Raw genomic sequence first — 11,858 nt, forward strand, 5'->3', positions numbered from 1 at the left:
TTTTCAGCAAATCCAGACAATACAAATCCATCATGCAGGATCGTGTCGGCATTGGTACGATGGATCCTGCGGAGCGGCTTTCGGTCAATGGCAATATCCGGGCGAAGGAGGTGAAGGTGGAAATGGCCAACTGGCCTGATTATGTGTTCAAAAGGGATTATCCACTCATGCCACTGCCTGAACTGGAAACCTTCATCAATGACAACGGCCACCTGCCGGGAATCCCGTCCGCAATAGAAGCGGAAGCCAGTGGCATCGGCTTGGCTGAAATGAACCGGAGACTGCTGGAGAAAGTGGAGGAGCTGACATTGCACCTGTTGGAGCAACGCAAAATGATCATCAATCAGCAAGAAGAAATAGCAGCGATGAAAGAAAGAATGGGAGGGATATAACCTGTTAATAGCTTATTTATTAAAAAATGATGAATCATGAAAATACACGTTAGAACGAGTCAGGTTGTTATATTATTGGTTTTTTTTGTGGCTTTTTTCAGCACGCAGATTGGAATAACCTTCGCGCAGGTAAGGAATGACGCGGAATCCAATTTGCCTGCGGAAGGCTCGATACCTGAATCGAGTTGGGGTACCTATTTATTGGGCAACAATGTGACTACGGAACGCAACTTAAGATTTGGGGTATCCAATGATTTGTATACAAAAGCTGAAATCCAGTTGTGGAATAACAACACCTCTCAGGGTCATATCTATTTCAAGACCACAAATTCAAGCGTCAGTCCAGCTGTTGAGCGGATGATTATCCGGTCAAACGGTAACGTCGGTATCGGCACGACAACCCCCCAAGCCAAGCTGGCCGTAAATGGCAACATCCTTGCCAAAGAAGTGAAAGTGAAAACGGATATCGCCGTACCGGACTATGTGTTCGACCCGGAATACGAACTGCCCTCACTGGCCGACGTGGAAGCCTACGTGAAAGAGCACAAGCACCTACCGGAAATCCCCTCTGCCAATGATATTGAAAAGGATGGCCTTGACCTCGCGGAGATGAACCTGTTGCTGCTGAAGAAGGTGGAGGAGCTGACGCTGTATCTTATGGAAGAGCGAAGGGAAAGGACAGTATTGGAAAAAAGAATGGATGCTTTGAAGGAACGGGTGAACGACTTCATTGAAATTTCTGAAAATCCACAATTCTTGCATTAAACATGGAGGAAATTACCAACCATTTGATAGGCACTGTCTATCGAATTTATAATCTATACCAAGCTTTCGTGAGTCAGTGAATAAATTAATTAAATAATATTGTTATGAAAAAGATATCCCTTGTTCTGCTTCTTTTTACATGCTCATGCTCGTTGTTGTGGGCGCAAAATGAATATCCAACGGCCAAAAACGAGTACATAAAGATCGACGGTGGCGGCATAAATTTCTTAAAGCCTGTGGCCACCGGAGGGTGGGCAAGAGGAATCAATTTTTATGACACCAATCGGGAAAACCGTTATATGGCAATGGGATTGCATGGAAATTCCGAAAACCTTTATCGCTTTTATATCGCATTTGGCCAGACTCCTTGGGAAAGCAGCTTGGGGCTTTATATTTTGCCGAACGGCAATACCGGCATTGGTACGGTCACACCCCAAGCCAAACTGGCTGTAAACGGTAACATCCTGGCCACGGAGGTAAAAGTGAAAACGGACATCGCCGTACCGGACTATGTGTTCGCGCCGGAGTACGAACTGCCTACACTTGCCGAAGTGGAAGCCTATGTAAAAGAACACAAACACCTACCGGAAATCCCCTCGGCGGCAGACATAAAGAAAGACGGACTAGACCTCGCCGAAATGAACCTCCTGCTGCTGAAGAAGGTGGAGGAGCTGACGCTGCATTTGATTGAGAGGCAAAAGGCAGAACAAGAGATAATACGGCAGTATGTAGCTTTGAAACAAAGGGTTCAGGCATTAGAAGGCAGTGCACATGTTGTTGTAAACCCCGAAAATTAATTGAATAGTGAAAGTCAAATTCGACTTAGACTTTTAAATGAAAGAAATGAAAACACCAAAATTTTATGGGCTGCTATCATTGTTGATTGCAATAATGACTCTTTCCCTTTCCGGTGTATGGGCGCAGGTTTTAAAGCCTGTTCTACCCAATAATGTGCCCCCTTCGCCAACGGCTGCCGGGCTTGGTCAATACGGGGAAATTGAAGTGGGGCACTACAGCGGTTTACCGAACACCTCCATTCCCTTGTACACATACTCCCAGGGCGGATACGATTTTGGAATAGCCCTTAGCTACCAGAACGCCGGCCTGCGGTACCTGGATGAGGCGTCCTATGTTGGCTTGGGATGGAGTTTGAATTGTTCAGGCGTAATTACCCGCTCAATAAAGTGGGTGGAGGATCTCATGCCGGGTGTTGGCTATTCACGGGTTCATCCCAATAATCTCGAAGTGTGGGAAACGGATACCGAACCGGATATTTTTTACTACAATGTCAATGGAATAGCGGGCAAATTTGTACTTCCCTATTCTTCAGGGACGCTTTACGCGAAATCGCTTAACCAACAGGATGATACGAGGATATACTTGGATGCAAACAACAACTTTGTGATGACTACCCCTGACGGTATAATATACCGATTTGAACATAAGGAAATGGCGAAGGTGACCAGCAATAATGTATCGGCAACCCGCATATCAGCATGGTACTTAACCCGTATTGAACTTTTGAACAAAGAAATTATTTTGTTTAAGTATAAGCCTAACCCCCTGAAATTAAAAAATAGCACCACACAGGGGCATGTGACACAGACGTTGAGTATGATACCCCAGTCCGGATCGCCGAATCCAAGTTGTTATGAGTATTTAGGGTACCCTCAAACCCTTGGTTCTAATACATCCACGGAAACGGATGAGGTGTTACTGGAGTCTATCGAAGGTAAAAATGGCAAGGTCACCTTTGCTTATTCTGCACGGAATGATATCGGTACCGTTAGCGGAAGCGCGAGCAGGGTCCAGTCCATCTCCGTGCTGAATGGCAACGGGGAAATCCGCAAATTCACCTTCGGGTACGGCTACTTTTCCTCGGGCAACTCAAACACCGTTATTGGGAACAGGCTGAAGCTGCTTTCGGTTACGGAGACAGGCGTCGGGGTAAACAACCAGTCAAAGGTGCACTCATTTTATTACAATGAGGGTACGATACCGGACAAAACGCACCTTTCGGGCAAATATTTTGGGTTTTACGATACCAATCCCACGGTCGCATTGCTCAACAAAATTGTATATCCGACTAAAGGGTACACGGAGTTTACGTATCAGAACCATGACTATTCCGCTGCTCCCGTGCCTAACGCAGGTATTCTTCCAAAAGACCTTGGGGTTCGCATATGGAAAATAGCGAATCGTGACGCTACCGGCACCTTGCTACTTGACCGGGAGTACACCTATACCAAAAAGAATACCGCGGGAAACCCAGTATCCAGCGGGAAGCTGATTTCGTATGCGACCAATCAATACGAATCCTCCCAAATAGTAGATGTGCTCTGCAACAACACAACGTATCTGATCAAAGTGAACAGGCGTATTACCTATTCCACGAGTATCGTTCCGTTGGGCGGTTCTTCCACCGTCGTAGGGTATGACCAGGTAACAGTGACGGATAAAGACGGACAGGGCAACAACGGTAAATCGGAGTATTACTATGTGAATAACGTTGACAGCTACAGCAATATCATCCCCGGTTTGCAGGGTACGCATGATTATAAAAACGGCACGCTTACCACGGAAAGGCAATATCGGTGGGACGGTGCTGCTAATGATTTCCGTATTGTGCGTGAGGCACGCTATCAGCAACAGTACCTGGAGACGGTAATACACCAAGGGCTTGTATATGTGCCGGGAACGACCGGCGGCAGCTACAGCGTTTCCAGCTTTAAATCCCGGCCGCAGGGGATAACGGAAACCAAATATGAAAGCACATCGGATAGTTTGCAGACGTCACATAGCTATACATACAGCACGAATTACCTTCAGCCGGAAGTTGTGCAGACCACAGGCAGTTCAGGCAAGGTGGAAAGAATTTCAAAACGTTACCCATACCATTTCACTTCAACCGGGGTTTATGCAGCCATGGTATCCGTCAATCAGCTGAATCCGGTGATTGAGGAAACATACAGCGCGGGGGGCGTTACGATGCATACGGCGACCACCTCATACCGGCAGATTGGTACAGGCGCAAGCGCCATCTATGTGCCGGATTCTATAAAAACCCGTAAATATGGCTCCCCATCCACCGAAAACCGGATTATTTTTTCCAACTACACGGGCAACGGGAAATTACAGCATGCCAAATTAGCCGACGGTCCGCCGGAGGCATACCAATGGGGGCACGGGCAGGAATTCGTTGTGGCTGAGGTAACCAACGGCAATAACAGCAGTGACACGTACAGCATTTTTCCAAGCTATGGCAATGTGTCCGTCCCCATTACAATTAGCGCAACCAACAGCTTCACGTTTACATCAATGGCACCGGGTGACATTACCTTGCAACTGCTGCAAGGGACTTTCATGGGTTCGGGTATCACCCTGTCAATGTCCTATACGATCAGCGGTCCGCTGAGCCGGTCGGGTGCGTTCTGCATGAACAACAACCCAAATGACCCGTGCTATTACACGAATGTGAATAACAACAAGGTTGTCATCAGCAACGCACCGGCAGGAACTTATACTTTGTTGATACGTTCAAACACGACAATCAGCGGAAGCACCGCAGGTGTCAGTTGCACGTATATGGGCGGGCAGCTTGCCGCGACGGCATTGAAAGACTTTTTCTACGAGGGCTTCGAAGAGGCAACCGGGGCTGCGACCAGTATGCCGTATGCCGGCAAGCGTTATCGGTCTGGTACCTATACCGTGCCGTTCACCAGACCCGACAATCGGCAGTACACGGTTGAATACCGTTATTTACAAAACGGGAAGTGGATATTCCAGAAAAAGGCATACCAGAACAATATGGTGCTCAACGAGGGTACAGCGATTGACGAGGTGCGGGTTTACCCATCTGGTGCGGGCATGGCCACATATACCCATGAACCTATGATAGGGGTGACCAGCAAAACGGATGAAAACGGACGCACGGTATTCTATGACTACGATGCATTCCAGCGGCTTTGGCGCATCAGGGATGATGAAGGGAACATCATTGAGGAGTATAAGTACAATTACCGGACTAATTAAGCGCACTAACCATGAGAACAAAAACAATCATACACGGCGCATGGGGAATATTCAATGGTCTGATAGCGCTGCTTTCTCCATTAGTGTCGTTGGGGCAGGCGAATCCAACCTACAACAGTTACAGCGGGCAGCAGGAACTGTACGGTACGCAGAGCGTGCGGTTGCTGCCCGGTTTCCACGCCCCTGCAGGCAGTACGCTGCGGGTTTACATCATCAACGAGGAGGAACTCGGCCCCGGAGGTGCCACTGCCCAGAACTTTGTCGAGAAAACAGTTTACCTGCGACCGGGTTTGAGTGCTCCGTCATTAACGGGCGACGCCATGCGCGACATTGCCTATTATGACGGTCTTGGACGGCCCTTGCAGGAAGTCCAGGTGAAGGCTGCGGAGAATTACAAAGATGTGGTGACACCATTTGCCCATGATGCATACGGAAGACAGGCCTACCAATACCTCCCGTATGCCACCACGGCGGGGGCCGGAGGAGCGTTCAAGGCAAGTGCCACCTCGGCGCAGGCCAGTTACTACAGCGGCACGCCGCCTGCCGGCCAGGCCGCAAATGCACATGCCTATAGCCGGAAGGTGTATGAGCCGTCTCCGCTAAACAGGGTGAGGGAGCAGGGATTTCCCGGGGCCATCTGGCAACCCGGCAGCCGTACGGCCACATCCGGCCGTACCGTGATGACGGTGTACACCACCAATAACATCACGGGTTTCAGCTCCCCCGCCACCACGCGCAGGGTGGCGAGGTATGGCGTATCGCTTGATGCCGCGGGAAAACCCACATTGACGGTAAACAGCGCCTATGGGGCAAACACGCTCCATGTGGCTATCATGAGGGATGAAAATTGGGTGGACGCCGGTGCGAGCAGTTTCAATAGCCGCCTGAATACGGTGGAGGAATACACGGATAAGGCAGGGAAGCTCATCCTGAGGCGCACGTTTAACCTCAACGGTACCACACAGGAAATATTAAGCACCTATTATGTATACGATGACTTGGGCAACCTGACCTTCGTATTGCCACCGGGGAGGGACGCGGATTTCAATCCGGACAGCGAGGCCGTGCCAACGCAAACCAAGCTCGACCAGTACGCCTACCAGTACCGGTACGATGAACGGAACCGGCTTGTGGAGAAACAACTTCCGGGCAAGGGCCGGGAATACATCGTCTATAACAGGCTGGATCAGGCGGTGGCCACGCAGAATGCCGAGCAGCGCAGGAAAACACCCCAGGAATGGTCGGTCACCAAGTACGACGGGCGCGGCAGGGTGGCGCTGACAGGGCTCTGGAACCATCCCGGCACTTCTGCCAACACCGATCACCGCCTGGCTGTGCGGGACTCGGCTTATGCCGGGGGGCAATGGGAAAACCGGATAGGTACCGGCATCGGCTACACCTATTCGGCATGGCCCCGGGGAGCCATTGGCACAATGCTGACACTGCATTACTATGATGACTACGCCGTGCCGGGCTTGCCTACGGAGTACAACAAGCAGAATGAACACAGCAAGAAAACCAACGGGCTGCCGACGGTGACACGGACCAAAGTGCTGGGAGCGGGTACCGGTACTTCCAACATGCTGTGGAGCGCCGTGTACTACGACGACCAAAACAGGGAAATCAGGCATTTCAGCCAGCATTACCAGAATGCAACGGTTGCGCTTGGCAAATACGATGAAGTTGTCAATGAATACAGCTTCACTGGGCAATTGCTGAAAAGCACGCGCAAGCACTACAACGGGAGCAGCACACCGGCAGTCACCGTAGCCACGGAGCACACGTATGACCACCGGCAGCGGCTGAGGGAGACGCGCAAGTCACTCAACGGGGCTGCGCCCACGACCATTTTGCGCAATACGTACAACGAGGTGGGGCAACTGGCGAGCAAGGCATTGCACCGGAACAGCAACGGCACCTATGCACAGACGCTGAATCACGGATATAATCCCCGCGGGTGGCTTACCTCCACGGCCACCGCGTCGAACCTGTTCAGGCACTACCTGAAATACCAGGACGGCCCGACGCCGCAGTACAACGGTAACATCAGCCGTCAGGAATGGCAGCATGAGACCGCAGCGCTACAATATTACAACTATACCTATGACCAAGTGGGCCGCCTGCTTGGCGGGATAACGGGATCCGGCAAGGATGAACGGGACATCCGTTATGACCGTATGGGCAACATCACGCAGTTGCGGAGGGATGCCGGGGGAACGCTGCTTGCGTTCAATTACGGGACGTCCGGCAACCAGTTGCAGAGCATCACCAACGGTGCCACCACCTACCTTTACGATGCGAATGGCAACATGACGCGCGATGGCAGGCAGAACAAGGCGATTGGATACAACCACCACCTGAACCTGCCGGTATCGGTGGCTGGTGCGGGCAGCTATGTGTATGACGGTACCGGCCGGAAACTGCGTGCCACGATCAGCGGCATCAATACGGACTACATCGACGGTATCGAGTGGCAGGATAATGTACTGACGGTCATCCACATGGAGGAGGGCCGTATCCTTCCCGGCGGAGCGGGCACTTACCAGTATGTACTGAAGGACCACCAGGGCAACAACCGGGTTGTTTTCAGCCCCGGCAGCGCAAATATCCAGAAAACCGACTATTACCCGTTCGGGAAGCACTACCAGTCGGGCACCATACTTTCCCCGAAAGATCGCTATCTTTACAACGGCAAGGAACTGCAGGACGTAACGGGGTATGTCGATTACGGGGCAAGGTTCTATGACCCGTTCATTGGCAGGTGGGGAAGTGTTGACCCGCTGGCGGATTCGATGCGTAGGTATACGCCTTATAACTATGCGTTTGATAATCCGATGCGGTTTATCGATCCGGATGGGCGGTTGGCATTGCCTCCGAATGAATATGCATATAATGCAACGACAGGGGAATACACGTATGTCAGCGATTTAGGGGGTAATGAATTTGATGTGGTCCACTATACCGACGGTAAATCGGTTGTTGATCAGAGCCACGTCGAATACAGCTATGTGATAGGCAGTCCCTATGGCGATAAAGGGCAGCGGGCCGGAGTCGGCCTTTGGAATGCACCGAAGCATAGCGGCGCAACGACCGCGGTTTATCCGGAATCCTATTTTATCGGCGGGACTGCGGCAGCAAAGGCTGTAAGTTATTTCGGTGCGAAGTTAATTGGGAGGTTTGCTGCTAAGACGGGAGGTAAGTATTTATACCATTATACAAGCAAAGAAGCTGCACAAAGTATATCACAACAGGGACTTAAAGTTGGCAGAGATGGATTTTCCTATTTAACCAATAAGGGAACTCTTTCGCCTTTGCAAGCCCAGATAGAATTAGCATTACCAGCTAATAGAGCGTTGCCAAATTCAATTCTTCGTATAGACGCGTCAGGATTAAATCCAGCTTTGATAAGACGAGTTTCTGGCAACCTACCAGGATATGGAGCAGGAGGGGGAACGGAGTTTTTATTCAATCAACATATTCCTGCAAATCTTATCAAAGTTATAAAGTAGTGGATATGGAAAATAGAATAAAAATAGCATTGGAGTTTTTGAAAGATGGTCAATCTTTTACTGTTGGGGATTTGCGTTTGAGTATGAGCAGTTCTAATTTATTAACTGTTGCTGGTTGGTCGCAGTATTTGAATTTTTCAAACCTAACGAAAGCCAATTCATTAAGTGAATTAACAGAAATAAAGAACATTTTTTCTGATATGATAGCTGGTTCTGATAATTTAAAAAGGTTTGTAGCAAACAAGTCTATAGAGTATATCCTTTGTTATGACGATGGTGGAAAAGCGTCTATAGATATTTGTTCTGAATTAGATGGGGTTGTAAACTGGAAAGTAGAATTATAATAGAATGAAGTTGTTTGTTAAAATATTGCTCTGCAAAATCGCTTGGAAAAGAATTCGGGACAGCTATTTCAATTACGGGACGTCCGGCAACCAGTTGCAGAGCATCACCAACGGTGTCACCACCTACCTTTACGATGCGAACGGCAACATGACACGCGACGGCAGGCAGAACAAGGCGAGAAGGTTTTTAATGCCAGGGCAGCAGATTAGTCGTTTTGGGAGTAATTCAGGCAAGTTCTTTTCACCGCAGGAACGCTACTACCTATGCGAGCTTTACCCCCAGGAGCTAACACTAGTATTCATAATACTTTTAAAGTGCTAAATGGGACGTGTTCTATTTTGATGAAAGAGAAAATCGAGATAAAGAAAAGATGTTTTTTTCTGAAAGCGATGCTTGTGAATATATCTACGAATACTTTAGAAAGCAGAAAGAGATAGAGAATAAATATCAATAATTTTAAGCCCGGAACGAGTCCGGGCTTTTGTTATTTAGCGTACGCCTGTTTATTCTTAAAATCCCTGATAAGCGCATCGAGGGTTACGAAAATTCCTTGTTCTTATCGGAGAGCTTGGTCACTTCCCGTACTCTGTCGAGGGTGGCCTTGTCAAGTTCGATACCGGAATTGCCAGTGAGGTAGTGGACGCGAATACGGTGCCTTGCTTTAGCGGTAATTGCTCAAAGAACGGAAGGACAAATGACAATGATTTTACCCGAGTAGGAAAATTGACAGAGAAAACCAAAAGGCAGAAATCGGAATTGTTATAAGTCACGACAGCAGTCTACCGAATGCAGACAGGGAAATTCGATTTTGCATATCCTGAATTTGATTGAGACGTAAAAATTAAAGTAGAAGCCTCGGAGAGATCCGACGTGATGAGTATGGTTGCGCTTGCAACTATTGGTGCTGTGGTGAATTTCGTGGTGACGCTGCTTTTGCAAGGTTGGTTGCTTAGTAAGTGGTAGTGAAACAGTGTGTTATGTGTGAGCCCCGCTGAGAAGCGGGGTTTTTTATTGCCAGATTTATAGGCATAGCCTATCAAATTTATAGCCTGTGCCTATCAAATTTATAGACGAAACGCATCATAGGCAATCGATTCTCTGCATAGCTTTACTCCGGCTATGATGTAAAGCAAATGACACTTAAACAATAAAATCAAAGTTATGGTAAAGACAATCACAGCGATCTTATTTTTTTTCGCCTCCACTGCGTGGTGCTTAGCGCAAAACACATTTCCATCAAGCGGAAACGTGGGCATTGGTGTATCTCCACAGGATAAACTGCATGTAAAAGGGGATGTCCGCTTTGAGCGGTTAACAGGTGGGAGTAATTTTCTGCGGATTCATTCGGATGCGAACGGCAGTTACCTAACCAGTGATGATCCGGGAACAAACCATAAACACCTGACCCTGCAAGTGGTTTCTCCTAACAGCGAAAGCGGAGCCCGTCACCTGTATTTCAAAACCGGGGTGAAAGGAGGTTCCATGAGCACGCGCATGCTGATTCATCACAACGGCAATGTGGGCATCGGTACGACCAGTCCAAAAGCCAAACTGGCCGTGGAGGGTACTGTCTTGGCCAAGGAAGTAAAAGTGAAAACGGACATCGCGGTGCCGGATTACGTCTTTGAACCCGGCTATGAACTGACCACACTGGTCGACGTGGAAGCGTACGTGAAAGAACATAAGCACCTGCCGGAAATCCCCTCTGCCGAGGATATCGAAAAGGGCGGCCTTGACCTCGCGGAGATGAACCTGCTACTGCTGAAAAAGGTGGAAGAGCTGACGCTGCATCTAATCGCCAAAGAGAAATCCGAACAGGAATTGAAACAATATTTACATCGGTTGGATGCTGAAAATTCGAGTTTTCGTAGCCAATTGCAGGTCTTAAATGATGAAATCAGAAAACTAAAATGAAAAACACAAACTCTCTATTGGTGTTGCTCGCGTTTGTCTTATGTTTGGCAGGCGGAGCCGATGCGCAGACTACCCTGCATGGCAACTACAAAGCGGTTACCATTACCATGGATCAGAATGTACCGTATGCCAAAACACTCATCCTGCTACACGAGATGTACAATGGATCCAATATCGCAATAAACTATGCTGTTGGTACCATCATGGCAATCAGGGGTTCAGCCAATGCTTATCAACGGCTCAATGTCGCGGATATCCGTTCGTCATCGGCTTATAACCATACGACGGCATCCTTATCGTCGTTTGACGGCGATTCGTATGGAAGTACGGCCGTGTGGGTACTGAAAACGTGTATGTACAATGGGAAAAAATACCTTGCCGTAGACGTACCGTACCTTAATGGCCAGCATTCGCTGGGTTACCATTTCGTGGGTTGGACGAAGTCGAGCGGTGAATCACTAAAAACGGTGACTTACAGCGTCAACGGCGTTCCGCAGAACCAGGACGTGCTGACAAATATCGCGGATTACACACCGGACATGGCAGAAAACCACCTTGCCGGTAGACTGCTGGTGAGCGGCAATGTAGGCATTGGCACTACTAATCCCCAAGCCAAACTTGCCGTAAACGGCAACATCCTGGCCAAGGAAGTGAAGGTGAAAACGGACATCACCGTGCCGGACTATGTATTCGATCCGGAGTATGAATTGCCCCCGCTGGCCGAAGTGGAAGCCTATGTGAAGGAACACCGGCACCTGCCGGAAATCCCCTCTGCCAGGGATATCGAAAAGGACGGCCTTGACCTGGCGGAGATGAACCTGCTGCTGCTGAAGAAGGTGGAGGAGCTGACATTGCATTTGATAGCGAAAGAGAAGGAAATACAGCGATTGAACGGGTTCGA

The 11,858-nt window shown here is 49.0% G+C and carries 7 protein-coding genes and 3 pseudogenes; 9 read left to right on the forward strand and 1 reads right to left on the reverse strand.

Going from position 1 to position 11,858, the window contains the following annotated elements; translation table 11 throughout:
• From BMW65_RS23600 to BMW65_RS23630, 7 genes and pseudogenes are all read left to right on the forward strand, one after another.
• Window positions 1–392 (forward strand): annotated as a pseudogene (locus tag BMW65_RS23600) (hypothetical protein); the annotation flags it as partial.
• Between the two features lie 36 nt (window positions 393–428).
• Window positions 429–1,157: a hypothetical protein gene (locus tag BMW65_RS23605; protein WP_143054012.1), complete on the forward strand. Its 729-nt coding sequence runs from the start codon at window positions 429–431 to the stop codon at window positions 1,155–1,157.
• Window positions 1,158–1,261: 104 nt separating this feature from the next.
• Window positions 1,262–1,954 carry a hypothetical protein gene (locus BMW65_RS23610; protein WP_143054013.1) on the forward strand — a complete coding sequence of 231 codons (693 nt, stop codon included), beginning with the start codon at window positions 1,262–1,264 and terminating at the stop codon, window positions 1,952–1,954.
• A 46-nt stretch (window positions 1,955–2,000) separates the two neighbouring features.
• On the forward strand, window positions 2,001–5,189 hold the full coding sequence (locus BMW65_RS23615; protein ID WP_143054014.1) for a hypothetical protein: 3,189 nt from the start codon (window positions 2,001–2,003) through the stop codon (window positions 5,187–5,189).
• An 11-nt stretch (window positions 5,190–5,200) separates the two neighbouring features.
• On the forward strand, window positions 5,201–8,698 hold the full coding sequence (locus BMW65_RS23620) for a DUF6443 domain-containing protein (RefSeq protein WP_090609466.1): 3,498 nt from the start codon (window positions 5,201–5,203) through the stop codon (window positions 8,696–8,698).
• Between the two features lie 5 nt (window positions 8,699–8,703).
• Window positions 8,704–9,042, forward strand: coding sequence for a hypothetical protein (locus BMW65_RS23625; protein ID WP_090609467.1), 339 nt, complete (start codon window positions 8,704–8,706; stop codon window positions 9,040–9,042).
• A gap of 4 nt (window positions 9,043–9,046) precedes the next feature.
• Window positions 9,047–9,364, forward strand: a complete 318-nt coding sequence (locus BMW65_RS23630) for a hypothetical protein (RefSeq protein ID WP_090609469.1) — start codon at window positions 9,047–9,049, stop codon at window positions 9,362–9,364.
• Between the two features lie 163 nt (window positions 9,365–9,527).
• Here the strand turns inward: BMW65_RS23630 and BMW65_RS24785 are convergent.
• Window positions 9,528–9,679, reverse strand: a pseudogene (locus BMW65_RS24785) (helix-turn-helix domain-containing protein); the annotation flags it as partial.
• A 525-nt stretch (window positions 9,680–10,204) separates the two neighbouring features.
• Here BMW65_RS24785 and BMW65_RS23640 point away from each other — a divergent pair.
• A complete protein-coding gene (locus BMW65_RS23640; protein WP_143054015.1) occupies window positions 10,205–10,957 on the forward strand; it encodes a hypothetical protein in 753 nt (250 codons plus the stop codon).
• Window positions 10,954–11,858, forward strand: a pseudogene (locus BMW65_RS23645) (hypothetical protein); the annotation flags it as partial. The gene BMW65_RS23640 and the pseudogene BMW65_RS23645, both read left to right, overlap by 4 nt.

The sequence above is a fragment of the Parapedobacter koreensis genome (assembly GCF_900109365.1).
Lineage (GTDB): Bacteria > Bacteroidota > Bacteroidia > Sphingobacteriales > Sphingobacteriaceae > Parapedobacter > Parapedobacter koreensis.

Coding starts and splice junctions, on each gene's coding strand:
- BMW65_RS23630 (WP_090609469.1), top strand. CDS start 9,047: ATGAAGTTGTTTGTTAAAATATTGCTCTGCAAAATCGCTTGGAAAAGA.
- BMW65_RS23615 (WP_143054014.1), top strand. CDS start 2,001: ATGAAAACACCAAAATTTTATGGGCTGCTATCATTGTTGATTGCAATA.
- BMW65_RS23625 (WP_090609467.1), top strand. CDS start 8,704: ATGGAAAATAGAATAAAAATAGCATTGGAGTTTTTGAAAGATGGTCAA.
- BMW65_RS23620 (WP_090609466.1), top strand. CDS start 5,201: ATGAGAACAAAAACAATCATACACGGCGCATGGGGAATATTCAATGGT.
- BMW65_RS23640 (WP_143054015.1), top strand. CDS start 10,205: ATGGTAAAGACAATCACAGCGATCTTATTTTTTTTCGCCTCCACTGCG.
- BMW65_RS23610 (WP_143054013.1), top strand. CDS start 1,262: ATGAAAAAGATATCCCTTGTTCTGCTTCTTTTTACATGCTCATGCTCG.
- BMW65_RS23605 (WP_143054012.1), top strand. CDS start 429: ATGAAAATACACGTTAGAACGAGTCAGGTTGTTATATTATTGGTTTTT.